This window comes from Halalkalibacter sp. AB-rgal2, assembly GCF_041821005.1.
In the GTDB taxonomy this organism is placed as follows: domain Bacteria; phylum Bacillota; class Bacilli; order Bacillales; family Bacillaceae_D; genus Halalkalibacter.
Map to the genome: position 1 here is coordinate 170,147 of NZ_JBGUAV010000003.1, position 24,140 is coordinate 194,286.

General features: G+C 38.1%; 28 protein-coding genes. 9 read left to right on the forward strand and 19 right to left on the reverse strand.

Features of this window, described 5'->3' with window-relative positions:
* Positions 1–44: 44 nt before the first annotated feature.
* From ACERJO_RS03875 to gpr, 3 genes are all read right to left on the reverse strand, one after another.
* Positions 45–368 (reverse strand): DUF3679 domain-containing protein, encoded by a 324-nt coding sequence (locus tag ACERJO_RS03875; RefSeq protein ID WP_247105076.1) that lies wholly within the window; start codon positions 366–368, stop codon positions 45–47.
* A 10-nt stretch (positions 369–378) separates the two neighbouring features.
* Positions 379–1,548 carry a stage II sporulation protein P gene (spoIIP, locus tag ACERJO_RS03880; protein ID WP_247105077.1) on the reverse strand — a complete coding sequence of 390 codons (1,170 nt, stop codon included), beginning with the start codon at positions 1,546–1,548 and terminating at the stop codon, positions 379–381.
* 492 nt (positions 1,549–2,040) lie between these two features.
* Positions 2,041–3,150, reverse strand: coding sequence for a GPR endopeptidase (gpr, locus tag ACERJO_RS03885; protein ID WP_247105078.1), 1,110 nt, complete (start codon positions 3,148–3,150; stop codon positions 2,041–2,043).
* A 183-nt stretch (positions 3,151–3,333) separates the two neighbouring features.
* On the opposite strand from gpr, the gene rpsT reads away from it, so the two are divergent.
* Positions 3,334–3,600 carry a 30S ribosomal protein S20 gene (gene rpsT, locus ACERJO_RS03890; RefSeq protein WP_247105079.1) on the forward strand — a complete coding sequence of 89 codons (267 nt, stop codon included), beginning with the start codon at positions 3,334–3,336 and terminating at the stop codon, positions 3,598–3,600.
* 55 nt (positions 3,601–3,655) lie between these two features.
* Here rpsT and holA read toward each other — a convergent pair whose 3' ends face one another.
* Positions 3,656–4,672, reverse strand: coding sequence for a DNA polymerase III subunit delta (gene holA, locus ACERJO_RS03895; RefSeq protein ID WP_247105080.1), 1,017 nt, complete (start codon positions 4,670–4,672; stop codon positions 3,656–3,658).
* Between the two features lie 444 nt (positions 4,673–5,116).
* Between holA and ACERJO_RS03900 the strand changes: the two genes are divergently transcribed.
* Positions 5,117–5,254 carry a YqzM family protein gene (locus tag ACERJO_RS03900; RefSeq protein WP_035345665.1) on the forward strand — a complete coding sequence of 46 codons (138 nt, stop codon included), beginning with the start codon at positions 5,117–5,119 and terminating at the stop codon, positions 5,252–5,254.
* Between the two features lie 63 nt (positions 5,255–5,317).
* Here the strand turns inward: ACERJO_RS03900 and ACERJO_RS03905 are convergent, their stop codons facing one another.
* From ACERJO_RS03905 to ACERJO_RS03915, 3 genes are all read right to left on the reverse strand, one after another.
* A complete protein-coding gene (locus tag ACERJO_RS03905) occupies positions 5,318–7,618 on the reverse strand; it encodes a DNA internalization-related competence protein ComEC/Rec2 (RefSeq protein WP_373646614.1) in 2,301 nt (766 codons plus the stop codon).
* 4 nt (positions 7,619–7,622) lie between these two features.
* Entirely contained in the window at positions 7,623–8,201 is a 579-nt protein-coding gene (locus tag ACERJO_RS03910; protein WP_247105082.1) for a ComE operon protein 2, read from the reverse strand.
* Positions 8,202–8,439: 238 nt separating this feature from the next.
* Positions 8,440–9,054 carry a helix-hairpin-helix domain-containing protein gene (locus ACERJO_RS03915; protein ID WP_373646617.1) on the reverse strand — a complete coding sequence of 205 codons (615 nt, stop codon included), beginning with the start codon at positions 9,052–9,054 and terminating at the stop codon, positions 8,440–8,442.
* A gap of 62 nt (positions 9,055–9,116) precedes the next feature.
* Here ACERJO_RS03915 and ACERJO_RS03920 point away from each other — a divergent pair, with 62 nt between their 5' ends.
* Both ACERJO_RS03920 and comER read left to right on the forward strand, forming a co-directional pair.
* Positions 9,117–9,368, forward strand: coding sequence for a DUF2533 family protein (locus ACERJO_RS03920; protein ID WP_247105084.1), 252 nt, complete (start codon positions 9,117–9,119; stop codon positions 9,366–9,368).
* A gap of 91 nt (positions 9,369–9,459) precedes the next feature.
* Positions 9,460–10,296 carry a late competence protein ComER gene (gene comER / locus ACERJO_RS03925; protein ID WP_247105085.1) on the forward strand — a complete coding sequence of 279 codons (837 nt, stop codon included), beginning with the start codon at positions 9,460–9,462 and terminating at the stop codon, positions 10,294–10,296.
* 189 nt (positions 10,297–10,485) lie between these two features.
* Here the strand turns inward: comER and ACERJO_RS03930 are convergent, their stop codons facing one another.
* The 11 genes from ACERJO_RS03930 to ACERJO_RS03980 all read right to left on the reverse strand — a co-directional run bounded on the left by ACERJO_RS03930 (position 10,486) and on the right by ACERJO_RS03980 (position 18,121).
* Positions 10,486–11,421: an SDR family NAD(P)-dependent oxidoreductase gene (locus ACERJO_RS03930; protein ID WP_247105086.1), complete on the reverse strand. Its 936-nt coding sequence runs from the start codon at positions 11,419–11,421 to the stop codon at positions 10,486–10,488.
* Positions 11,422–11,498: 77 nt separating this feature from the next.
* Complete coding sequence (locus ACERJO_RS03935) at positions 11,499–12,074, reverse strand: TetR/AcrR family transcriptional regulator (RefSeq protein WP_247105087.1); 576 nt, start codon at positions 12,072–12,074, stop codon at positions 11,499–11,501.
* A 101-nt stretch (positions 12,075–12,175) separates the two neighbouring features.
* Positions 12,176–12,922, reverse strand: coding sequence for a class I SAM-dependent DNA methyltransferase (locus tag ACERJO_RS03940; RefSeq protein ID WP_247105088.1), 747 nt, complete (start codon positions 12,920–12,922; stop codon positions 12,176–12,178).
* 13 nt (positions 12,923–12,935) lie between these two features.
* Positions 12,936–13,793, reverse strand: a complete 858-nt coding sequence (locus ACERJO_RS03945) for a CvfB family protein (RefSeq protein WP_247105089.1) — start codon at positions 13,791–13,793, stop codon at positions 12,936–12,938.
* A complete protein-coding gene (gene rsfS / locus ACERJO_RS03950) occupies positions 13,793–14,143 on the reverse strand; it encodes a ribosome silencing factor (RefSeq protein WP_247105090.1) in 351 nt (116 codons plus the stop codon). The genes ACERJO_RS03945 and rsfS overlap by 1 nt, the downstream gene beginning before the upstream one ends.
* Before the next feature lie 7 nt (positions 14,144–14,150).
* Positions 14,151–14,723 carry a bis(5'-nucleosyl)-tetraphosphatase (symmetrical) YqeK gene (gene yqeK, locus ACERJO_RS03955; protein WP_373646619.1) on the reverse strand — a complete coding sequence of 191 codons (573 nt, stop codon included), beginning with the start codon at positions 14,721–14,723 and terminating at the stop codon, positions 14,151–14,153.
* The gene (locus tag ACERJO_RS03960; protein WP_373646621.1) at positions 14,713–15,288 is read right to left on the reverse strand and encodes a nicotinate-nucleotide adenylyltransferase; all 576 of its coding nucleotides are present in this window, start codon (positions 15,286–15,288) and stop codon (positions 14,713–14,715) included. Before ACERJO_RS03960 ends, yqeK begins: the two co-directional genes overlap by 11 nt.
* A 64-nt stretch (positions 15,289–15,352) precedes the next feature.
* The gene (yhbY, locus tag ACERJO_RS03965; RefSeq protein ID WP_247105093.1) at positions 15,353–15,643 is read right to left on the reverse strand and encodes a ribosome assembly RNA-binding protein YhbY; all 291 of its coding nucleotides are present in this window, start codon (positions 15,641–15,643) and stop codon (positions 15,353–15,355) included.
* Entirely contained in the window at positions 15,637–16,479 is an 843-nt protein-coding gene (gene aroE / locus ACERJO_RS03970) for a shikimate dehydrogenase (protein ID WP_247105094.1), read from the reverse strand. The genes yhbY and aroE overlap by 7 nt, the downstream gene beginning before the upstream one ends.
* Positions 16,480–16,492: 13 nt before the next feature.
* Positions 16,493–17,602 carry a ribosome biogenesis GTPase YqeH gene (yqeH, locus tag ACERJO_RS03975; RefSeq protein ID WP_247105095.1) on the reverse strand — a complete coding sequence of 370 codons (1,110 nt, stop codon included), beginning with the start codon at positions 17,600–17,602 and terminating at the stop codon, positions 16,493–16,495.
* A 3-nt stretch (positions 17,603–17,605) separates the two neighbouring features.
* On the reverse strand, positions 17,606–18,121 hold the full coding sequence (locus ACERJO_RS03980; RefSeq protein WP_373646624.1) for a YqeG family HAD IIIA-type phosphatase: 516 nt from the start codon (positions 18,119–18,121) through the stop codon (positions 17,606–17,608).
* A gap of 458 nt (positions 18,122–18,579) precedes the next feature.
* Here ACERJO_RS03980 and ACERJO_RS03985 point away from each other — a divergent pair, with 458 nt between their 5' ends.
* Positions 18,580–18,720 carry a sporulation histidine kinase inhibitor Sda gene (locus ACERJO_RS03985; protein WP_035345636.1) on the forward strand — a complete coding sequence of 47 codons (141 nt, stop codon included), beginning with the start codon at positions 18,580–18,582 and terminating at the stop codon, positions 18,718–18,720.
* A 201-nt stretch (positions 18,721–18,921) separates the two neighbouring features.
* On the opposite strand, the gene ACERJO_RS03990 is transcribed toward ACERJO_RS03985, so the two are convergent.
* Positions 18,922–19,131, reverse strand: a complete 210-nt coding sequence (locus ACERJO_RS03990; protein WP_035345634.1) for a hypothetical protein — start codon at positions 19,129–19,131, stop codon at positions 18,922–18,924.
* Positions 19,132–19,470: 339 nt separating this feature from the next.
* On the opposite strand from ACERJO_RS03990, the gene ACERJO_RS03995 reads away from it, so the two are divergent.
* Genes ACERJO_RS03995 through ACERJO_RS04010 form a run of 4 tightly spaced genes read left to right on the forward strand, consistent with a single transcriptional unit; the run spans position 19,471 to position 24,140 of the window.
* Complete coding sequence (locus tag ACERJO_RS03995; protein ID WP_373646625.1) at positions 19,471–21,885, forward strand: Na+/H+ antiporter subunit A; 2,415 nt, start codon at positions 19,471–19,473, stop codon at positions 21,883–21,885.
* Positions 21,882–22,328, forward strand: a complete 447-nt coding sequence (locus ACERJO_RS04000) for a Na(+)/H(+) antiporter subunit B (protein WP_247105098.1) — start codon at positions 21,882–21,884, stop codon at positions 22,326–22,328. The genes ACERJO_RS03995 and ACERJO_RS04000 overlap by 4 nt, the downstream gene beginning before the upstream one ends.
* Positions 22,328–22,666 (forward strand): Na(+)/H(+) antiporter subunit C, encoded by a 339-nt coding sequence (locus tag ACERJO_RS04005; protein ID WP_035345628.1) that lies wholly within the window; start codon positions 22,328–22,330, stop codon positions 22,664–22,666. Before ACERJO_RS04000 ends, ACERJO_RS04005 begins: the two co-directional genes overlap by 1 nt.
* Complete coding sequence (locus ACERJO_RS04010; protein WP_247105099.1) at positions 22,659–24,140, forward strand: Na+/H+ antiporter subunit D; 1,482 nt, start codon at positions 22,659–22,661, stop codon at positions 24,138–24,140. The genes ACERJO_RS04005 and ACERJO_RS04010 overlap by 8 nt, the downstream gene beginning before the upstream one ends.

Consider the following 24,140-nt stretch of genomic DNA (forward strand, 5'->3'; position numbering starts at 1 on the left):
ATGCAAGAGTCAACTGTTTAAAATTCGTAAATACACGATCCTTTTTAATATGAAGACTCTTTTCCGTTCAAATAATGAATCGTAGCAACCATTCTTGAAAGACAAGCTCGACTCATTTTATTCAAACCATTTGCAACCCCTTCTCCTAGATCAGAGAAAAAGTTAAACCGTCCTATCTCTTCCACCTTTTCTCCTTTATTCACTAACTCTTCGAAGGTTTCATTTTGAAGCTTCGTTTCGATTTGATTAATCTCAAGTGGGATAGGTTTATCTATTCCAAGTTCTTCACTTACAAGCTGAACACCAAGCAATATTCCAAATAAGAGGAACAAACCGACAACAGCGATCGATAATAGAGCTCGTTTCATTTTTATCCTCCTATCCATCTACTGCATGATGCTCCCAATAAAATTCAGCAAATACTTCTGCTACAGCCTCAGCAGCACGATATGTTTCTTCTAATGTGTTTTCTACTCCACCGAATTCAATTAGTACCGAATTACTTGATAAATCCTGGTTAAATCGTCCATTCGTATACGGACCATCTTTTAAAATAACACCACGGCTTAATCCTGGGTAGTGCTCTTCCAAATCATTATGGAGTGATTTTGCAAGCTCGTAGTTTTCTTCATAATTTTCATGATTCCCACCAATAACGAATACCGTTCTTGCAAATTCTTCGTTATTAATCGTAACGGTCGTGCGATCTCTTGGAAGTGAGTCACGGTGAATATCAAAGAAATAATGTAAATCACTATTTTCCTCCATCGCTTCTACAACAAAATTTCTTGAAGCGTCATACGATTGTGGATAATTCCAACCTTTCTCTCGCAAATTCTCCTGGATATCCCGTTCCTCTACCTCTGTTCCTATTCCACGCTTTTCTAATTCCTGTGATAACTTCTCTCCTACTAGCGTAATATTCACTTTATTATGAAATGCTTCATTTGGTTCATTTGTTTCTAATTCAGGTAGAAACGATTCCGTATTATGAGAATGGATAATATGAACAACCTTGCGTCCATCCGTTGATTCTTCTATCTCTTCACGCTCTCTCTCTAACTGTTCAAGACGTTCTAAACTTTCCTGTGTTGCCTCACGCTCTGCTAAAATGACATCCATCGGCGGAGCAGATTCAACAGGTATATTTGTATAATCCGTTCCTTCCCCAGCTATTAAGATACTACCATCAAATAATGCAAATCCAGGGAGTTCTCTCCCAAGTAAACTTCTAGGATCATTTGGATTAATACTTGTAGCAATTTCAAACAAAACTGAGCTAATACTAGGGGGTTCACTATCATTTGGCAAGACGGATTTAAAATGCTGATTTTCCATACCTAATAAGTAAAGAAAATGCTCTCCTTTAATATTTGATGACCATTCATGTATTTGATTCGAGGCTAGTCCATGTCCTGGTTCAAATGAAGTAAGGATACCGGTGAAAATAAATAATCCCATGATTCCAATAATAAATAATGAAAATATTTTCTTTATGCTTGTCCGGTTTACACCGACACCAAACCTTAACTGTCTTCTCTTTCGCATCGTCTCATCTCCTATCAGTTAGCTACATTGAAAACAACATCAATACGTTAAGTAAAAGAAACGACCTCATTCCACCATATGAATGAGAGTGAAAAAAAGAACTAAGAAAATAGCAAAGTTTCATCAAAGTTAATTTGAGCACAAAAAAAGTGCGATTTCCACTTTTTCAAGTCACTCAAGGAAGAGTAATGGCTCCGCTCGTTGTGCGCCTTGCTATGAGAAACCCACTCATTGCAAGGCTTTCAAAATCGGGCAACGGCTACGCACATTACTTAAAGCCACTGAAAAAGTGAAAATTTCACTTTTTCAGTGGCCTCGAAAGCGAGTAGCTCAAGCGCAAGAGAACGAACCTGTGACAGCCCCTTACTTTAAAGAGTAAGAAATAATAAAAGTCGGTGAAATTTTACGAAAAGTAAAATTTCACCGACTTTTTCATTTCAGAGGAGGGTTTTGTCCAGCCTCTTATTGTTCATCATATTTAGCTAATTAGTATTAATGAGTAAAGCTGCCGACATTTTGCTGATTGATATGTTCATGTAGGGCGGCATTTAATCCTTGAGCAATCACATTAGCCATATCATCAATAAACACATCAACTTCCTTTGGTGTCACCATCAAATTATGTCCAAGTGGGGATAAGACCTCTTGAATAAGCTGCCGTTTCTCCTGCTCTGGTAAAGTTCCGATCATTCCCAAGATCGTTTCACGCTTCTTTTCATCTGGCAAGTCTTCCTCTGTCAATGTACGGCGCTCTCCAAATGTCATGCCAGCTGGAGCAAGTGACCTTGACGGTTGATTGCCTTCTCGAATTTCTCGACCGAAATGTTTAAGAACATAGTCAATCGTATCACTCGTAATTGAAACCGCATCGACAACCGTTGGAATACCAATTGCAATGACAGGAATTCCAAGTATATCTTTACTAATTTCTTTACGTTTATTTCCTACCCCACTGCCTGGATGAATACCGGTATCACTTATTTGAATCGTTGAGTTGACTCTCGTAATAGAACGAGATGCTAAGGCGTCAATGGCTATGACAAAATCTGGCTTTGTTTTTTCAATCACACCAAAGATAACATCGCTCGTTTCTATACCAGTTACCCCCATGACACCAGGAGATATTGCACTAACAGGACGGAAACCATCCTCTACTTGCTCAGGAGCTAGTTCATACAAATGTCTTGTAACAAGCAAGTTCTCCACAGCGATAGGACCTAGTGCATCTGGTGTTACATTCCAATTACCCAGTCCGACAATGAGACAAGTATCGTTTGGTCCGACTCCGATCTCTTTCATGAATGAACTAAACTGATTTGCAAACACTCTCTCCATCTTCTCCTGAATATCCGTATCTTTTTTGCGTATTCCTTGAGATTCAAACGTTAAATAATGTCCAGGTTTCTTCCCAAGTCGATCTGCACCTTTCTCATCAATCGTCACTCGAGTAATAATGACGTCATCAATCGTTTCCTCTTCAATCTGTACACCTGTGACTTCACTTTGTTCATTGCTTTCTTGTTCCTCAACGGCAATTTGATGAGCCTCGACAGCTAAATCAGTACGAATTTGAAAACGGCTTAAATCTAACTCTTCCGTCACAATAATCACTCCTTCATAACAAACAAAGATTTTTCTATGATCATAGCGTGTGCTAAGCAAACAGTTTTCATTCTTCTATTGCATTTAAGCGCCGTTTTTGGTAAAATCCTTCTTGTTGTATAATCGCCTGAATACAAGGTTTCGAACCGTTCATGATAGGTGATGACTCAGGAGGTGAAATAAATGCCAAATATTAAATCAGCCATTAAGCGTGTAAAAACAAACGACAAGCGTCGTGCTCAAAACATTGCTGTTAAATCAGCTCTTCGTACTTCAATCAAAACTTTTGAAGCAAAAGTAGAAGCGGGCGAAAAGGAAGAAGCAACAGTAGCTTTCAAAGATGCTGTAAAGCGCCTTGATAAAGCAGCTAGTAAAGGACTTATCCATAAAAATGCCGCTTCTCGCCAAAAGTCTCGCTTATCAAAGCGTCTAAACGGACTTTCTGCCTAACTAGAAGCAATAAAAAAGCCGGCTTTTTGCCGGTTTTTTTATTGCTTCTTCTCCATCATTCTTCAGCAAATTTCATTAATAATAATTCAACAGCAAGAACCTTATCCATTTTTCCTGTTTTAATCGCATAATCAACATCCGCTGTCGCCTCAAGCATTCGTAGCAGAAACCCCTCTGAAAAACGTCTAATTTGTTTACTCGCTAACTTAACAACGTACGGATGAAGCTTTAATTGCGATGCAATTTCACCTTGTGAAAAAGATTTTCTTAACATTTCTTTCACTTGATAATAAATGCGAATTTGCCGTGCGATCAAGGCAAGAATCTTGAGTGGTTCCTCTTTCAACTTTAATAAATCATGATAGATGATTAATGCACGATCAACTCGCCTCGTAACTGCATACTCAATTAAAGCAAAGACATCCTGCTCAAGTGAGCGTGCAACTAATAAGTCTACAACATCTTCGGTTATCTCACCTTTTTCACCAACATATAAGGTGAGCTTTTCTATTTCTGAGGAAAGCTGAAGTAGCTGAATGCCTACTCGCTCAATTAACCTTTCTTTCGCTTGTCCAATAAACGAGACACCTTTTGCTTTCGCTTGTTCCTCTAGCCATTTTTCTGTCGTTTTCAAATCAAATGGAGAGCAATCAACAACGGTTTGCTTTTTCAAACGCTTTGTTAGTTTCTTACGTTCATCTAGTTTTTCATAAGGTGCACAAATAATAAGAACTGTTTCAGGTACAGGATTTTCCACGTATTGCTCAAGCGACTTTAAATTATGATCGAGCTTTGTATCTTGTTTAGCACTTGTTACAAAAAGACAATCTTTCACGATGACCACCTTATTCCCACCGAAAAAAGGCACTGTTTCTGCTTCCTCAATCGCAAGGTCAATTAACGTCTCCTGAACATTATATGTAATCACATTTGGATCGTCCGATGAGCCAACCTGTTGTCGAATGATAGCTTGTATAATATCTTCCATTAGAAATGATTGCAGGCCATACATAAAATATATTGGAGCAACCTTTCCCTTTTCCACTTCTTTTTTTATTGTTAAATAAGACACCGTTCATTCCCCATTTTGTATGCATAGTTTTTCATCTATTGGAAAAGCTACGCATGGAATCATCTACTTGTGTCTTTAGCTTAGACAATTCATGAAAAAATGACAAGTATAAGTTTTGCAAAGGAGGCTTAAGCTCGAATTAGCCAAGCCCCCATTTATAATAAACGCTATGAACTGTGACCCCGGGCAATCACACTCACAACGATAAATCGCCCCTGCACTAGTTATAGTATCCTATGCGATTTAAAACTATAGGTGACAACTCTTTACAGTTCTTTCGAATCGAACGCGATAAGAAAAAAAACAAAATACTTTTTTTAAATCTCACCTTAAAAAGTGAACAATTTCTTGAACAATTCATTGAATCAACTCCTTTTAATTGAATCGGTCTAGCTTTTTTTTATCGCATCACTTATACTTATGAGGGAAAAGGAGGGGTGCCAGATGAATCAATTTGAAAAAGAAGTTCAAAGTAAACGTAATGATGCAATTGACTCTGGTGTTGCCTTTGTTGTATCTTTTGGTTTTTTTGCCACACTTTTTATCATCGCATCAATTGTTGATATTTTCTCTGGTTTTTAAAATCAAAAGTAGGCAATGTAAAGAGAAGCTCGTCTATCGCTATCATGCGTAGATGGGCTTTTCCTATTGCATCATTGCCCTAGTAATAGATACCTTCCCATTATGAATGGTCAATCGAACAGCTCCATCTTGATCACTCCGCAAAATGAACGCACCTTGGTCCGTCAATCGTTCAATGACCTCTTCATGTGGATGACCATATCGATTTGAGCGCCCTACTGGAATAAATACCGCATATGGATCCAATTGCTCTAAAAATGGAGCAGTCGTCGAAGTACGACTACCATGATGGCCTACTTTAAGTACATCAACCTTTAAATCCGGATAGCGTTGCAATAACATACGCTCTCCACTTTCTTCGAGATCACCTGTAAATAGAAACGTTATTCCTTCCAATTCAACATACAATACGATCGAACGATCATTTAACCCCTGCTCCTTGCCAACTGGCGCTAATATATAAAATGTCACGCCTTGCTTCTCAAAGCTCATACCCTCCTTTACAAAATGAATAGCGGTACCGTGTTTAGCTAATTCCGTTAAGACTGCCTTCTCAAGCTCACCTTCTACTTCACCAAAGCTGTATAACACTTTATCGATTTGAATCATATTAACTACTGCTTCTACTCCACCAATATGGTCAGCATGACCGTGCGTCAGAATTAAACCGTCTAATCGACTAATCCCTCTTTGCTTCAATTCAGGTACAACAATATCTTTCCCTACATCAAATGGGGCTCGACGTTCACGCCATTGTTCATTAACAAAGGTAAGCTGACCTCCCGTATCAATTAAATACACGCCTTGACGAAAGGGTAGCTCAATTAGAAAACTGTCTCCTTGCCCAACATCAATCATCGTTATATGTGCACGATAATCCACATATGGCTTTCCTATTTGAATCACTAGCACAACCAGTAGTAACATAATTGGCCATTTCCACCAATGCTTTCTTCTTCTTTCAAAGCAAAGCAACGAAAAGAAAATGACCCCATACATAAAAACAACCATCCACTCTGAAGGCTCACCAACAACGATTGTTGCAAATGTCTTATTAGATAGCACCGTTAAAATATGGTGACTAAGCGGAACCATCCATTCTAATAAATAAAAAGCAACATTAAATGTCATTGGTAGAAAGAGCGAAATAATAAATCCAATAAACGATAAGGGCAAAAAGACGAATGTAATGAGTGGAATAAAAATCAAATTAATAGGTAAGCTTAACCACGCAATTTCATAAACATGACATAACAAAATAGGAAGTGAAAGTAGTTGTGAAATCATTGTTACAGCTATGAGTTGGCTCCAATAAGAGGAATAGCTACGAATCGTTTTAGCTGATAAAAGCAAACCATATGAAACAAGAAAAGAAAGCTGAAAACCAAGTTGGAATAAGGAATAAGGTGAGATGAATAAATAAAGAAGATAGACAACCGTTATACCGACTAATGGGGGGATTTTTTGTTTTAGACGTAGACAAAGAAGCACGACAACTGTCATAAGACTTGCACGTATAACCGAAGGAGCTGCACCAGCAATCACGGTATAAACAGGTAAAAAAACAATTAAACATTCAAGCGCTCGTTCACGTGTTATTCCAAATCGGATCAGAAGGTAAAAGCTAGCAGTAACGACTAACCCGACATGCATACCCGAAACAGCCAATAAATGAATGACACCTAATCGTTGATATGCTTCTAACACAGAGCCATCCATTAACGTTCGATCTCCAAATACAAGTGCATGTACGACACTTGCTACGTCTGGACTTAGATTCTGCTCCAGCTTCCTCATGTTATGCTGTCGCCAACGTTGTAGCTTCTCGGATATAGAATAAGCTGGAGGCTGTACACAATGAAGATGAACAGCTTGTAATACCCAATACATATTATGTTCTTTCAAATATCTCGGATAATTAAATTGAGCAAAATTGGTAGGTGGATTAGGCGCTGATAACGCCCCACCAACTCGACAAAGCTCACCAGGGCCATACGTTAATGCAATCTCCTGCTCTCTTTCAGTTGAAAAAAAGAGTCGAACCTCAACATCTTCCTCTTCAAGCGTCCGAAAGCGAAAAGCCATTCGATCACCATCTATTTCGGGGATTTGAATGATCTTTCCTTCTAACGCTTGTTCTTCCCCATTGAATACAGTCGTATCATCTTTAATATAAAAACCAATACATACAAATAATAGAAAAGGTAGAAGTAGTATAAGTAATAGTGATCGAAACGAGTGTTGTGAAAAAAGTAATACGAGAATAGGCAGGAAAAGAAGATAAAGCAGTATGCTTGGACCTCTTAACGAAATGATAAGTCCAAGCGTTGCCATATAAGGAATTAGAGGTAAGTATCGAAGCATTTGATTAACCCTTAATAGGAGCTTGTGTATATAACGTGTTCGCCTCATCACGTAATCGAAGTAATTCTTCTTGTTCAAAACCCGCACCTTCAAGCTTTTCCAAGAGCTCAGCAGTAAACTTAAGCTTGTCCAAATGATGTTGATCAACACTGAGCATTTCTAGTTCAACTTGCTTCACTACTACACCAGCCTCTTTAAACATCTCTTCTGCATAAGGGTGGTTTTTATAATCGGATGCATAGTATATTTTTTTTATACCTGCTTGAATGATAGCCTTCGAACAATGAACACAAGGGAAATGAGTCACATAGATTTCAGCACCCTCTGTTCCAACACCAAACTTTGCACATTGTAGCAGTGCGTTGATCTCTGCATGTATCGTCCGTATACAGTGGTTATCTACAACGTAACAGCCATCATCTATGCAATGAGCTCCACCTGATACCGAGCCATTATAGCCACCTGCGATAATTCGTTTATCTCGAACAATAGTCGCCCCAACCATCAGGCGAGTACATGTACTTCTCAAAGCTAATAAATGGCTTTGAGCCATAAAATATTGATCCCATGAAATTCTCTCCATATAGGTACACCTCTTCTCTTTACTTACGTTAGTGTAGAAAAATTATTAAAAAACGTCAACTAAGAAAAACGCGATAGCACGGGAACTGGTAAAGTTTATATTCTAACTTTTTCGGTGTCCTTTAAGCGATGTGCGAAACCATTGCCTATTTTTAAAAACGGTTACAACGGTTTTAAGTTTTCATAAAAAATAGGGGGTCTTTCATAAAAACGTGTAACGAGCGGAGCCATCGCTGACATTACCGAAAATCAACCTCTCCTTCTAAACGTTCAACTGACTTCTCACCAATACCAGACACGTTTTGTAATTCTTCTACTGAACGAAATGGACCATTCTCTTCTCGATAGGCAATAATAGCAGCTGCTTTTTGAGGACCGATTCCTGGTAACGCTTCTAACTCCTTTTCATCTGCAGTATTAATGGAAACTTTCCCTGTTTCTACGCCATTTACCTGTTGAATGTTAACCGGATTCCACATTTCATCAAAAGCTGGGACATAAATGACCATTTCATCTTCTACTAATTGAGCGAAATTCACCTGTCGTTCATCAGCTTCTTTTGTTAGCCCACCCGCTAGTTCAATCACTTCGTATACCCTACTTCCAAGTGGCAATGAATATACAGTTGGATACTGAACTTCACCTTTAATATCAACCATAATCACCTCGTTTAACGACTCTGTTAAGTCCTCATCTTCCATTTCACCCGTATGGTCTAATGAAGCTTGTCCCCAATCAATGTCGACTGCTTCATTTTCCAACGGATTCGCATATAAGTAAACCAACACCACTGATAATAAAACAGCCAATCCTACACCAACATATCTCCTATAACGTTGAATCTTCTTGATCATTTAGCACACTTCCTTTATTCTGTTATACAGACATTTCTTTTTTGAAACGAGGAGATTAAACTATGACCGTACATTTACAAATCGCAGAACAAGTGAAAAAACATCGCCAAGCACAGAAAGAGTTTTTGAAACTAGACGCAGAAAGAGAACACGCAATTGCAGGAGCACTTTCGCTTGCAAGAGCAGGACAACATTTTGAAACAAATGAGATTAACCGAATTACGAAAGAAATGAATACCATTGCTTCAGCCTTTCAATTTCCAATGCGAAAACAAGTAACAAAGCAGATGGTGAATGAATACATTTCACGTTAATATTGATATTCTTTCCGCATAGTTTCAAATGTGCATTCATATAGTTCATTATAATAAGTATGTGAATTTTGAATGACGGGAGGAATGTACGATGAAAATCGGGGTTATCGGAACAGGGAGTATGGGTACAATCTTATTAGAATCCTTTATCGATGCTCGTGTATATAGGGATCATGACTTTATGATGACAAACCGTTCAATCGAAAAAGCCTATGACTTGTCAGAAAAGCTCCCAATGATTGAGGTCGTAGAATCGAGCACAAACTTAGTGCAGCATTGCGACCTTATCTTTATTTGTGTAAAGCCGCTTCAATTCCCTAACCTCTTACGTGACTTAAAGGATCATTTAAACTCAGATCAAATAGTTATTTCGATTACAAGTCCTATTACAGTTTCACAATTGGAAGAAATGATTCCTAGCAAAGTTGCTCGAACGATTCCAAGTATCTTAAACCGCGCAATGACAGGTCCGTCTCTATTAAGCTTTGGTGAACGGTGCAAGGAGGCTGACAGAGCCTTTATTCATGAACTTATGTCCACCATTTCAAAACCACTCGTTATTGACGAAGCAATCACTCGCGTTTCATCAGATATCGTTAGCTGTGGACCTGCATTTATGAGCTATTTGCTTCAACAATTTATTGATGGCGCAACAAGGCAGACCCAGATTTCAAAGGAAGATGCAACAACTCTGACAACCAATATGATAATTGGATTAGGAAAGTTACTTGAAAAGGGATTTTACACTTTACCAACTCTACAAGAGCGTGTCTGTGTACCTGGAGGTATTACGGGTGAGGGAATTAAAGTTTTAGAGCAAGAGGTTGACTATATGTTTGACCATCTCTTTCAACAAACACATGCAAAGTATTATGAAGATCAAGAACTCATTTCCAACTCGATGAATGAACATACAAGAAAAAGGTAAATCAATAAGGGGTTCATACGCTTGTGGATATATCAATTGAACCCCTATGCTACCTTTAGTAATTACGACACATTTACTAAAACTCCTGCAAGATTATAATTTTTTTATCTTGTAAAACCATTCCTTTCACGACTTCACTCAGTTTCTCCTCTTTATCACCTTCACATCGATAGTTATATTAGCATGAATCTAATCATGTTTCTTTAACCACTCAATTGTTTCGATTAACCCTACTTGATACGGTGTTTTAGGTAAAGCTCCTATCTCATTTTCATATTTCTCACCACTTAATATGATCGGTGTCTCAGAAATGTACATCATCTCAACTAATTCTCGCATAAGCGGTGAGAAAAGCCCCATAAATCGAATCATCGCTTTCGAGATCGGAATGATTTTTTTATTATAAGATACTTCCGTTCGTAACAACTTCATAATTTCATATCCTGTAATGGAATGTGTGGAAGGTATATTCCATATTTGATTATAGCAATCATCTCTTAGAGAAAGCTCTACCATTGCCTTTGCACCATCAATCGTATAAAGAAATTCTCGCTTAGTTCGAAGGTTCCCTACAAAGATACCTGTTTGTCCCTTCACCACACTTTTTAATGTTTCATGAAGGATTGTGCCATTGGCATTAGGTCCATAAACATCTGGCATATGCACAAGTAAAGTTGGAACGCTACTCGTCATTAACCGCTGCTCAAGAGCTAATCGTATTTTCCCCTTTTTCGTATGTGGCCTCTTTTCTACACTTTCTGTAATCGGACTGCGTGAAGGAATTCCATAAGCGTATACATTATCAACATAAGCTACTTTACTATCACTTTCTTCTGCTACACTTAAAATATTTTGCAAACATATAAATAAATTCTCTTCCCATTGGTGATAGGGGAAATTTAATGAATGAAAAAGAACCTCTACCCCTTTCGCCGCTTTTGCTATATCTTGTTTATTCCTTGCATCACCAGATTGAATTGTTACATGATCATGATGACCAAATAATGAGCGGAGCTTCTCTTCATTTCTAGCAAAAGCAATGACCTCCCATCCTCGATTAACTAATTCATTTACAAGTGCATAACCAATACTCCCAGACGCTCCAATGACTAATACTCTTTTCATTAACATCATCCTTCATCATTATTAACCAGTGGTCAATTAAGCTTATAAAAAAGTTCAAGCTGTACGGAACAATTGTATCAATCATCTAGTAATCCTCTTAATACAAACAGCGCATAAGACCGTGCAGCTTCTTCTACTTCAATAAATTCGTTTACGTAGCCAAGTTGGTGTGAAATATACCCGTGTAATGCTACGAAAGCAGAGTATACATTTTGTAAAGTGACACGACGTTTCGCTAATCTGTGTACCGCTTTAGCGAAAGTTTGGTAGCACAAATGAGCAGACTGATGTGTTAGGCTATCTACTTCTTCATTACGTGTCATAAACATGACTTCATATTCACTTTGATGATTTAAGCCAAATTGAATAAATGTCAAAAACAATGAGAGTAATTGATCTTGATTGTCAGATTCTTCGTATACGATACCTTCAATTAGTCGATTCAAACGGTTAAAGTCTGCTTCAACTATTGAATAAAAAAGTTCTGCTTTGTTTTTCATATGATAATATAAAGCTCCATGACTACAACCAAGCTCACTTGCAATACTTCTCATCGAAACATGCTGATAGCCTTTATTCACAATTTGCTTCCTAGCTGTATGCAGGATCATTTCTTTCGTTAATTCTTCTGATGCTCGTTTACGTGGTGACATCTTATACCCCTTTATTGACCATTGGTTAATTATTAGTATAATACGATCTATCTAATTATTCAAGAGTTTAATATACCCCTTAATCGATACATTAAGGGGCCTTACTTCGAACAAGAAAAAAACAAACGCTCACTTTCATCAGTAGCTTGATTTTCTGTAAAGCTTTCCTCTACTGCTTCAACAGTAAACCCAACTCTTTCTAACCAATTTATATACGATTGAATCGGATATGTACGTTGTTTATGTAATTCTTCATAACGATCATACCGTCCATCTTCACCTCGTTGAAAAAAGGTCAATTCATGTTCAACACTGTCATTGAACTCTCCGGAAAAGGAGTTCCAAATATATGAAACATCCTCATCATCATCTGTATATGTTTCTCCAATAAATTGAGCTATTTTCGAAACTGAGTGACAGTCAAATAGGAGTAAACCATCCCCTTTTAGGTGCTCATAACAGCGTCGAAACGTTCCCTTAATTTCTTCTTCTGTTTCTAAATAATTGATTGAATCACAATAAATCGTAATTAAATCATACTCATTTTCAGTTTGAAATTCAGACATCGATTGCTGAATTAGAAACGGTGAACAAGATACTTGCTCGCATTTCTTATGGGCTACAGCAAGCATATCAATAGAAAGGTCTACCCCTGTTAATTGCTTTGCACCATTGTTATGAAAGCGAATAAGCATTTCTCCTGTTCCACAACCAATATCTAGAATGGCCGAGTTCGAAAAAGTCTTCTTTTTCGCCTCAAGCTTTCTCCTTGTGAACGCTAACCATTGATCATATGGAGCATCTGACATTAAGTAATCATAAACGGACGCAAACGATTGATAGCTCATATTTTAGCTCCCTCTAGCTCTTTCGTAAATAAGTCCAGCCATCACGTTGTTCAATTTTCTTTTCCTTCATTAACTTACCAAGAGCTCGCTTGAACTTTGCCTTACTTATTCGAAAACGTGCTTCAATATCTTCTGGTGGTGTTTTATCCCAATACGGCATTGCACCATTTCGTTGCTTTAAATACTCCATAATTTTATCTGCATCCTCAGATTGTTGTTCTGAGCGAATCGGCATTGTCGTCACATTCACTCGTCCATCGTTACGAACAAACACCACTCGCACAGTAAGGCGTTGACCATAGCGAATAGGCTCTGTCACTTCATCATCATGCAAAAAAGCCAAATAACCTTCCTCAGAGAAGAGCAACGTACCATCATCTAAAAAGTGATAGGCGTATCCAGTAATTTCTTTATTTTTTAATGATTGCTCGGCAGCAATAGCGTCTTTTTCTACTGCCTGACCTCTCATCATTTTAGCCATTAACCGTCCTTTCTTATCCCATGTATAAGAAAGGGGAAGCTTGTCCCCAGGCTGTGGCCAAAGATTTCGATCGTATGGCAATTCATCCATCGACAAAAACAAATCACGTGAAATCCCATTATAAAAGAACACTCCATGACCTGTTTTAACCGTAACCGCTTCAAGCCACGCTATCTCGCCATCCTTTAATAACGGCTCCTCCATCGTTGCTGCCAAGCGCTGCTGATGGTCATGATATAAAAAGACATCTATCTTATCACCTATTTCAATCTCGCCTTTTGTCTCACGTTGATGAAGGAGTAGATCCGTCTTACCATCACTAACGAAAAATCCAAAATCCGCCTTACGTACGACCTCTAATGTCATAGAGAACCCCGGCTTCAGTGTCATCAGTCTATAACTCCTTCAAGAGCCACTTCAGGTGCATCGCCCCATAGCTTCTCTAAATTATAATATGGACGCTCATCTTTGTGGAAAACATGAGTAACGACATCTCCTAAATCAATTAAAACCCATCTAGCTTGATCAAAGCCTTCCAAGCGCTTAATTTCAATACCTTCTTTTTGAGCAGACTTCTTCACTTCTTCTGCAATCGCTTGTACTTGCTTATCTGAATTAGCATGACAAATGACAAAATAGTCAGCGATCACCGACACACCTTTCATATTTAATGCGACGATGTTCTCGCCACGTTTATCATCCATTGCTTGAGCGACTAGCTGTAAAATTGAGGATGTCATGTATGCATCACTTCTCCCTTTTTTGTTTTGTTATTAAATCATTATAGGTTGCCATTGTTTCAGGGTAAATTAATTGACGGCGCGTCATTAAAAACACAATTGTGTTTTCTAATGCTTGAATAATCGCTCCCTCTAGATCAACCTTTGCGATCTCACGAACAACATCCACGCCAGGAAATTGACGATTGGGCTCAATATAATCCGCTAGGAAAACAACTTTTTCTAATAAGTTCATGCCTACTCGACCAGTTGTATGATAGCGTATAGCATTCAAAACATCTTCATCCGTTATTCCTTGTTCTTCCTTGACATAGTACGCCCCACATGGTGCATGTAAAAGTTCACTACCATAATCCAATAAGGTGTGATTTTGAAGATGATCTCTTATTAGAGTACGCATTTCATCTTTGCTGCGAAACTTAGCATAATCATGAAAGATAGCTGCTAATTCTGCCTTCCCTTCATCTGCTCCAAATCGTCTTGCGAGTTCAATTGCAGATTCTACAACTCCAAGTGTGTGAATATACCGATGATCTGTTAAATGCTGCTTAACAATCGCTAAAGCTTGCTCACGATCCATATAATCCCCTCTCCTTAATAATCGACTCTACCCTATCTCGAACCATATACGTAATAGGTTTCCCTTCCTTCACACGTTTACGAATAGATGAAGAGGAAATGTCGACTTGAACCATATCGAATTGCTTAACATATTGAGCATAGCTTGATTGAGACTTGGCTCCAGGTCGTGATACGCCAATGAAAGGCACTAGTTTTAAGAGCTCATTTATCCTTTCCCATTTGGGTAAATAATCAATCATATCACCGCCAATTAAAAAGGAAAAATGATGCGTCGGATACATTTCTTTTAATAAATGGACAGTATCAATTGTATAAGAACGTCCTTCTCTCTCAAATTCAACCGTTGAAATATGAAATGATTTCTGACCATCAATACTTGCCAATAACATATCTAGCCGATCCTGGTTAGACTCCAAATCATGATCAGATTTATGAGGAGGGCGCCCGACAGGTAGAAACCATACTTCATCCAGCTCAAATGTATAGAGCGCCTCTTGCGCCATTAGCATATGACCAAGATGAGGGGGGTTGAAAGTCCCTCCAAATAGAGCAATTCGCTTCATACTCCCACTCCTTTAAATCAAAGGTACTGAAAAAGGTGATTTGTACTTTTTCAGTGGCCTACTTTTAAGGTAGGACAATCTCTTTGTTTTCATTGGATTCTTTGTACAGAACAATTGTATGACCAATTATTTGCACAAGCTCTGCACTAGTAGACGAAGTTAAAGCTTGTGCAACATCTTTTTTGTCCTCATCACAGTTTTGTAATATACTTACCTTTAACAATTCACGCGCTTCTAGAGCATCGGAGATCTGCTTACTCATATTTTCATTTACGCCACCTTTGCCTACTTGAAATATTGGTTGTAGGTGATGGGCTTTAGAGCGCAAATAACGCTTTTGCTTACCTGTTAACATGTTTTCCCTCCTAGCTGTTTCAAAACAAGCTGTTCCATTTTCTTTCGATTAGGCTTTTGGCCTGTCCAATGTTCAAATGATAAAGCTGCTTGGTTAACGAACATTCCTACACCATTTAAAATTTGAGCACCACGTTTTCTTGCATCCTTTAATAAGACGGTTTCAATTGGATTATAGATTAAATCACTGACGACTACATCATCACGTATGTTCTCTAATGAAAAAGGTGATTGTTCCATGTGAGGGCTCATCCCAACAGAAGTTGTGTTAATGATAACATCAAATTCTCCTGCCTTATTTTCAGCCTCTTCCCTTGTCATTAAAACCGTTCTTATATCAAACGTTTCAGCTAATTTCTTAAAGGGTTCTGCCTTCTCAATTGTGCGATTCGTTATTGTCAAATTTGCTATCCCTCTATCCAATAATGCCGCCACAATGCCCCGTGCTGCCCCGCCTGCACCAATGATTAAAACACGCTTTTCACTGAGCACAGGCACTAGCTCAAGCAATGATTCAACATAACCTTTTCCATCCGTATTATATCCAATCAATCGACCATTATCATTAACAATCGTATTAACAGCTCCGATTAATTGTGCTTGTTCATCTATTTCATCTAAATATTTCATGACAGCGACTTTGTGGGGGACCGTTACATTACAACCAATAATACCTAGAGCACGTATCCCTGCAACCGCTTCTTTCAACAACTCAGGTGTAACATCAAAAGCATGATATTCCGCTTCAATACCTAATGAAATAAATGCATCATTATGAATGAGCGGTGACATCGAATGTCCCACTGGATGTCCTAACAGTCCAAAAACTGATTTCACTTGTACTCACCTCTTATATAATCGATTCACGAATTGATACGTTCACACCTTCAGGAGCATATGCTTCAATACGTAAATTTTGACCGTGTACCGTTACCCAACCAAGTCCGGAAAAAACAATGTCCATTTTTTCTTCCCTCACGAGAAATGTTGATTTTACTAAAGGTGGTAACTTTTCTTTAGAGGTCGGTCCAGGAGGTACTAACAATTCTCCAAGGTGCTGTTCGTATAACGAACTTGCTTTATCTTTTTTTGTACGGTGTATCATTAATTCATTAGACAAGTAGCATGTAAATGAAGATCGTTCACCTTCAGCAAAATCAAATCGACAAAGACCACCGAAAAACAATGTCTGCTCAGGATTTAATTGAAATACCTTCGGCTTAATTTCCTTTTTAGGAGTAATTACTTTTAATTCTTCGCTATCGACATAATGAGCCATTTGATGGTGATTGATGATACCTGGTGTATCATAAAGCGTCTTGCCATCATCTAGGGGTAAATCAATCATATCAAGTGTCGTACCTGGAAAATGAGAGGTTGTTATGAGCTGTTCGGTATCTCCACCATATGCCTTAATCAATTGGTTAATAAAGGTTGATTTCCCAACGTTTGTACATCCAACGATAAAGACATCTCGACCACTCCGATAATGATTAATAGCTTCCGCTACTTCTTCGATTCCCTTCCCCTTCTCCGCACTCATTAGACTAACATCCACTGGACGCAACCCTAAATCTTTAGCTGTTTTTTTCATCCAATTAACAAGACGATTGTGATTCAATGATTTAGGTAGCAGATCAACCTTATTTCCAACGAGCAAGACATCATTATTTCCGACGAATCGATGTAAACCTGGCAACCAGCTTCCTGTAAAGTCGAAAATATCAACAATTTTAACGATTAATGCTTTACGTTCGCCGAGCCCGTGTAATATTTTCAGGAAATCATCATCTGTTAGGGAAATATCTTGAACTTCATTATAATGCTTCAACCTGAAACAACGTTGACATGTCACGACATCTTTTTCTAAAGCCGAAGGAGGTGTATAACCAAGTTGGTTCTTTTCGGTTGTTTGGATTTCAATTCCACAGCCAACACATGTGATTGTTCTCTCTTCCATTTCCTAGTCCTCCCATTTAATTAGTCCACGTTTTCTCATCCATTTCAAAACAAAGCGTTCCATCGTACGGTTAAGCTTTGTAGCTAGTCCATCGGTATTCGTTACAGGTACAACAAGAATTGTGTGCAAATTTGCACGGTTCCCACCTAATACGTCAGTAAACATTTGATCTCCAATAACAACGACGTCTTCATTTTTCAAATTCATCTCTCGACAGGCTTGTATAAAAGCACGTCTTCTTGGCTTCTGAGCACTGTGAATGAAAACAGCTTCTTCTGGTTCAGCAAATGCTTTTACACGTTTTAGATTATTATTCGAGACGATCGTAATCTTCATGCCCATTTCTTTGAGCTCTTTAAACCATTGCTGAACTTCAGGCGTTGCCTGAGGTCTATCCCACTCAACTAGTGTATTATCAAGATCTGTGATGATCCCTTTTATTCCTTTTTTCTTCAATTCATCAAAACGAATGTCATAAATGCTCTTCTCATATTGATTTGGCAACAGCTGTTTTAACACAAGGCCACACCTCTTTATAAATTTCCAATATTCCTTTACCAAACTTTAACTATACCGTTTTTTTATTTATATTTCAATAAGTGTCATACATAATAATGTAAGCATATGAGCACACCTTCATTTTACAAATTTCTCTTTTTATCTCTAATATTTAAAAAAATTTTCGACAAATCCAATCACCATCCAACACTGTGGATAAACTTATGCACATATAAAACCAACCTGGGTAAGGGTTTGACTAAAGAGCAAACAGGGTATTAACAAGTTATACACCGATCAGTGTGGATAATTAGAACAGTTGTTCTAATTTCCTTATCATGGTAGGATTAAATTAATTAATAAACGTACATTTATATGCATAGGTCACATCATGTATACTACTTTTTTCAAAATGGTAAGCAAACATAGAATGGAAAAAAGGAGGTGAACCTGTCTATCTTGAATTGGACAGGATAACGATGAAAAACCTTTCTGATGAATTGTTAATTGAAACTTACTATAAGGCCATCGAATTGAATTTAAGTCATGATTTTATTGAATTAATCCGCCTTGAATTGACGAGACGCTCTCTAACAGATAAAATAAAACTTTCTTCATAAATATGTTTATGACTGAATATGCTCTAGTGTTAATCTTATATTAAAACTCTTAGCTGTCAGTACGTAAGAAAGTGGCCATAAGTTCAATGTATCGATCACCAATTACTAGCACCTGTTCAGATTAGACTTCCTTACGACTTAGAATCTATGGTTATACAAAAAGGTTGCCTACGATAATACGTAGACAACCTTTTTTTGAATTTATCGGCGATTTCTAGGTCCAATTCGTATATATTCCCTTGGTTTAAATGGCCCTGTACGGTCAATTCCATCATCTAATTGTTGAATTTGATACGTATCTAACCCCTTCAAATGAATTTGTCTTTCATTATATTCATGAGCATACCACCCACTTGAAAATAAAACTAAAAACAAGCTAACGGCTGCCAAGCATTTTTGTCTTTTACTCATATGTTACACTCCAGTTGAATTTGCTTCTTTTGTTACTTAGAATGGCTCATTCCATAAAAATCTATACATGTTTTTCCAAAACAGCTACTTATACTTCGGTGTAATCGCTTTAATCATTTCCTCAAAAAAATTTTTTAATAGGAATTTTACTGATTTTCTTCATATTTATAAGTTTCGTTAAAATGGCACATCCTAATAAGTACATAAGATGCATGAGTTTTCGTTATAGGTTATAATTTCAATTAGCCTAAAAGTAATACTGTCTTTAAAGGTAAAGAGAGAGGAGTAAACGTAATCGTAGCTTAATCATCACAATTATTTCATAAGGAGGTATGTCTGTTGACGCTTTTACATTGGGCTACAATCTCCCCTTTTTTGTTAGCCATCTTAATTCCGTTTTTGTATAAATACTTAAGGTCTATACATACAGGCTGGTTTGTTTTAATCTTACCAGTAGTTCTATTTGTTTATTTCATTAACTTCTTACCAATCACTTCTAATGGTGACGTAGTGAAAGAGGTAGTTCCGTGGGTTCCATCACTCGGAATCAACTTTACTGTTTATGTAGATGGTTTAAGTTTATTGTTCCTATTACTCATAACAGGAATAGGTGCTTTAGTTGTGCTCTATTCTATTTATTACCTTTCTAAGAAGACAGAAAAACTAAACAATTTTTACGTATACTTATTAATGTTTATGGGTGCGATGCTTGGGGTTGTCCTATCTGATAACTTAATCGTTCTCTATGTTTTTTGGGAGGTCACAAGTTTAGCATCATCACTATTGATTAGTTATTGGTTCCACCGTGAGAAATCAACATACGGTGCACAAAAATCGATGCTTATTACCGTAATGGGTGGATTGTCGATGCTTGGTGGCTTCTGCCTTGTTTATGTGATGGCAGGTACATTTAGCATTCGTGAGCTGATTGCCAATGTCGACCTATTAACCGGAAGTACACTATTTATTCCTGCAATGCTCCTTATTTTATTAGGTGCATTTACAAAATCAGCTCAATTTCCGTTTCACATTTGGTTACCAGATGCGATGGAAGCACCGACACCTGTTAGTGCGTATTTACATTCAGCAACTATGGTTAAAGCGGGTATTTACTTAGTCGCTCGATTAACACCTGTCTTCGGTGGGGTACCTGAATGGTTTTGGATTCTATCTGGTTTTGGGATCATCACATTATTCTGGGGTTCCTTATCAGCAGTCAGACAAAAAGACCTTAAAGCAATTCTGGCTTTCTCAACGATCAGTCAACTCGGCTTAATTATGTGTTTACTCGGGCTTGGTTCAGCATCGATGTATTTTGGTATGGGAGAAGATTACTTTACGCTGGCTATATTAGCTGCTGTGTTTCATCTGATTAACCATGCAACCTTTAAAGGTAGCTTGTTTATGACTGCGGGTATTATTGACCATGAAACAGGCACACGAGATATTCGTAAGCTTGGTGGCTTAATGACGATTATGCCTGTAACATTTACCGTCTCATTAATCGGAATCGCATCAATGGCCGGGTTACCTCCATTTAATGGGTTCTTAAGTAAGGAAATGTTCTTTACAGGTGTACTACGTGCATCGGAGTTATCCATTTTCAGTATGGAAACGTGGGGACTTTTATTCCCAATCCTTGCATGGATAGCGAGTATTTTCACATTTGTTTACTGTATGATCATGTTCTTTAAGACGTTTACTGGTAAATTCCAACCTGAGAAATTAGAGGTTGACCATGTTCATGAAGCACCTATCGGTATGTTAATTAGTCCAATTGTATTAGGCTCACTTGTTGTGGTCTTCGGTTTCTTCCCTAATATATTGGCGTACACATTAATCCAACCAGCAATGGCTGCGATTTTGCCTTCGCTCTTACCCGATGGAGAAGTGTTTCATGTCGACATTTACCATTGGCATGGATTTAACGCTGAGCTATTTATGACATTTGGAGTCATTATATTTGGTACGGTCATTTACTTACTAATGAAGAAGTGGACAAAGCTAAGCATTTATATGCGTGAGCGTGACCCGCTTAACTGGTTTTATGACAATGGAGTTAGTGGAACGATTAGCGGCTCACAAGCGATTACGCGTATCCAGATGACTGGTTTACTTCGCGATTATTTCGCATATATGACAGTTTTTATTATCCTATTGTGTGGATACACGATGATTAAATACGATGCTTTTGCGATTGAAACAACGAACTTAACAGGAATTGATCCATTTATGTGGGTGCTTACACTTGTCTTTATCGCAGCAACCGTCTCGATTCCATTCATTCATCATCGAATGACAATTGTCATCGTTGTTGGTGTGCTTGGCTTCTTATTAGCATTACTATTTGTTGTATTCCGTGCACCAGACTTAGCATTAACACAGCTACTCGTTGAAACAGTTACGGTCGTTCTCTTTATGCTGGCGTTCTATCACTTACCAGAGCTCAGAAAAGAGAAGTTCACTCCACGATTTAATATCGTTAACTTATTAATCGCTTTAGGTGTAGGTGGGCTCGTCACGGCTATTGCATTTAGTTCATTTGCTCTCGGTTCAGAAGCAAACCTACCAACCATTGCAGAATTCTTTATTGAGAACTCTAAAGAGCTCGCCGGTGGGTACAACATGGTTAATGTCATTCTCGTTGACTTCCGGGGATTAGATACGTTACTTGAGGTTCTCGTTCTCGGTATCGCCGCATTAGGTGTTATCGCACTTGTGAAACTTCGTATGACAGGGAGGGAAGATGTATGAAGCCAAACCAAAACCAAATAAAAACAAATGACTTAATGCTAAATACTGTTACACGCTTTGTCACGTTTCTCATCCTTTCCTTCTCCGTCTATTTATTCTTCGCAGGTCATAATGATCCTGGTGGAGGGTTTATCGGAGGATTAATGACAGCAAGTGCTTTTCTACTGATGTATCTTGGCTTTGATATGAAAACGATCAAAAAAGCACTGCCGATCAACTTTGCTTCAATGATCGCGATCGGTTTATTAATTGCGATTGGAACCGGGGTTACTAGTATGCTCTTTGGCTACCCGTTTCTCACGCAATTCTTTGAATACTACCAACTCCCTATATTAGGAGAAACAGAACTGACAACGGCTCTGCCGTTTGACTTAGGTATCTATTTAGTCGTAGTTGGTGTAGCCTTGACAATCATATTAACAATTGCGGAGGATGATGAGTAATGGAAATTTTAATGTCCATCACTGTAGGTGTCCTCTTTACAGTGGGTACGTATATGATACTAACGAAAAGTATGTTACGTGTCATAATTGGGTTAATCCTTCTTTCACACGGTGCCCACTTACTCTTATTAACGATGGCTGGATTGCAACGTGGGACACCCCCACTGCTAAGCCTCGGATCAGAAGCGTATGCCGATCCGTTGCCACAGGCACTAATTTTAACAGCCATTGTCATTAGTTTTGGGGTCACATCCTTTTTACTTGTGCTAGCCTATCGTACGTATAAGGAGCATAAGACGGATGATTTAGACCAATTGAGGGGATCTGCTGATGAATAATTTAATTTTACTACCTGTATTAATACCGTTTATTATTGGAACAGTTTTGATTTTATTTTCAAAGAAACATACAATTCAACGTGTTATTAGTGCCATTACAATGACGGCGATGCTAGGTTTAGCGATTTATATTGCGATATTCGTTTTCCAAAATGGTATTACAACACTTGAGCTAGGAAACTGGCGAGCGCCATTTGGAATTGTACTCGTTGCAGATCTGTTTGCAACGATGATGGTTGTATTAGCAAGCATTGTCGGTTTTGTTTGTCTGTTTTTCGCCTTTCAGACCATTTCACCTGAACGTGAAAAATTTTACTTTTACCCGTTTTATTTTTTCCTATTAGCAGGTGTTAACGGTTCTTTTTTAACAGGTGATTTGTTTAACCTTTTTGTATTCTTTGAAGTTATGTTAATAGCATCCTATATTCTTATTGTTCATGGAGGAACGAAATACCAGCTTCGTGAATCATTGAAATATGTCATTATTAACGTATTTGCTTCGATCTTGTTTATCGTTGGGATTGCTTATCTCTATGCAGTAACAGGCACATTAAATATGGCTCAAATTGCAGAACGAGTTGCATTACTCGATCAGACAGGTGTTTTAAATGTCATTGCGATTTTGTTTTTACTCGTATTCGGTATGAAAGGGGCTCTTTTTCCTTTATATTTCTGGCTCCCGCGTTCATACTACGGACCACCCGCAGCGATAGCTGCATTATTTGGTGGACTATTAACAAAGGTTGGTATTTATGCGATCATACGAATGTTCACACTTATTTTCACTCACGACCCTAGCTTTACACACTATATAATCGTGACATTAGCTGGACTTACGATGATTTTCGGTGTACTTGGAGCCGTTTCACAGTTTGACTTCAAGCGAATTCTCTCTTATCACATCATTAGTCAGGTCGGTTATATGGTGATGGGACTTGGAATTTATACGCAATTAGCAATAGCCGGAGCGATCTATTATATTGCTCACCACATTATCGTTAAATCGGCCTTGTTTCTATTTGCAGGTGCTGCACAAAAGGTTACTGGAACAACTGATTTAAAGAAAATGGGCGGACTACTAAAAACCCACCCTTACCTAGCGTGGATGTTCTTTATATGTGCGATTTCACTTGCTGGAATTCCACCATTAAGTGGTTTCTTTAGTAAATTCCCGATTATCCTTGCTGGCTTCCAAGAAGGAGGATATGTCATCGCTGGGGTTGCATTAGCCGTAGGTTTATTAACTCTCTTCTCGATGATGAAAATCTTTATGTATGCCTTCTGGGGAGAACAGAAGCACACTGAAGAACAGGCACAATTCCGTGTAGGTAAACTGCTTTTACCAATCGTACCACTCGTTGCTTTAACGATCGTACTTGGATTTGCAGCAGAGCCCGTCTTTCAGTATTCTTTACAAGTAGCTGAGCAAATCTTAGATCCATCAATTTACATCGAATCTGTGCTTAAGGAGTAG

Coding starts and splice junctions, on each gene's coding strand:
- ACERJO_RS03875 (WP_247105076.1), bottom strand. CDS start 368: ATGAAACGAGCTCTATTATCGATCGCTGTTGTCGGTTTGTTCCTCTTA.
- spoIIP (WP_247105077.1), bottom strand. CDS start 1,548: ATGCGAAAGAGAAGACAGTTAAGGTTTGGTGTCGGTGTAAACCGGACA.
- rpsT (WP_247105079.1), top strand. CDS start 3,334: ATGCCAAATATTAAATCAGCCATTAAGCGTGTAAAAACAAACGACAAG.
- ACERJO_RS03900 (WP_035345665.1), top strand. CDS start 5,117: ATGAATCAATTTGAAAAAGAAGTTCAAAGTAAACGTAATGATGCAATT.
- ACERJO_RS03905 (WP_373646614.1), bottom strand. CDS start 7,618: ATGCTTCGATACTTACCTCTAATTCCTTATATGGCAACGCTTGGACTT.
- ACERJO_RS03910 (WP_247105082.1), bottom strand. CDS start 8,201: ATGGAGAGAATTTCATGGGATCAATATTTTATGGCTCAAAGCCATTTA.
- ACERJO_RS03915 (WP_373646617.1), bottom strand. CDS start 9,054: ATGATCAAGAAGATTCAACGTTATAGGAGATATGTTGGTGTAGGATTG.
- ACERJO_RS03920 (WP_247105084.1), top strand. CDS start 9,117: ATGACCGTACATTTACAAATCGCAGAACAAGTGAAAAAACATCGCCAA.
- comER (WP_247105085.1), top strand. CDS start 9,460: ATGAAAATCGGGGTTATCGGAACAGGGAGTATGGGTACAATCTTATTA.
- ACERJO_RS03930 (WP_247105086.1), bottom strand. CDS start 11,421: ATGAAAAGAGTATTAGTCATTGGAGCGTCTGGGAGTATTGGTTATGCA.
- ACERJO_RS03935 (WP_247105087.1), bottom strand. CDS start 12,074: ATGTCACCACGTAAACGAGCATCAGAAGAATTAACGAAAGAAATGATC.
- ACERJO_RS03940 (WP_247105088.1), bottom strand. CDS start 12,922: ATGAGCTATCAATCGTTTGCGTCCGTTTATGATTACTTAATGTCAGAT.
- ACERJO_RS03945 (WP_247105089.1), bottom strand. CDS start 13,793: ATGACACTGAAGCCGGGGTTCTCTATGACATTAGAGGTCGTACGTAAG.
- rsfS (WP_247105090.1), bottom strand. CDS start 14,143: ATGACATCCTCAATTTTACAGCTAGTCGCTCAAGCAATGGATGATAAA.
- yqeK (WP_373646619.1), bottom strand. CDS start 14,723: ATGGATCGTGAGCAAGCTTTAGCGATTGTTAAGCAGCATTTAACAGAT.
- ACERJO_RS03960 (WP_373646621.1), bottom strand. CDS start 15,288: ATGAAGCGAATTGCTCTATTTGGAGGGACTTTCAACCCCCCTCATCTT.
- yhbY (WP_247105093.1), bottom strand. CDS start 15,643: ATGTTAACAGGTAAGCAAAAGCGTTATTTGCGCTCTAAAGCCCATCAC.
- yqeH (WP_247105095.1), bottom strand. CDS start 17,602: ATGGAAGAGAGAACAATCACATGTGTTGGCTGTGGAATTGAAATCCAA.
- ACERJO_RS03985 (WP_035345636.1), top strand. CDS start 18,580: ATGAAAAACCTTTCTGATGAATTGTTAATTGAAACTTACTATAAGGCC.
- ACERJO_RS03990 (WP_035345634.1), bottom strand. CDS start 19,131: ATGAGTAAAAGACAAAAATGCTTGGCAGCCGTTAGCTTGTTTTTAGTT.
- ACERJO_RS04000 (WP_247105098.1), top strand. CDS start 21,882: ATGAAGCCAAACCAAAACCAAATAAAAACAAATGACTTAATGCTAAAT.
- ACERJO_RS04005 (WP_035345628.1), top strand. CDS start 22,328: ATGGAAATTTTAATGTCCATCACTGTAGGTGTCCTCTTTACAGTGGGT.
- ACERJO_RS04010 (WP_247105099.1), top strand. CDS start 22,659: ATGAATAATTTAATTTTACTACCTGTATTAATACCGTTTATTATTGGA.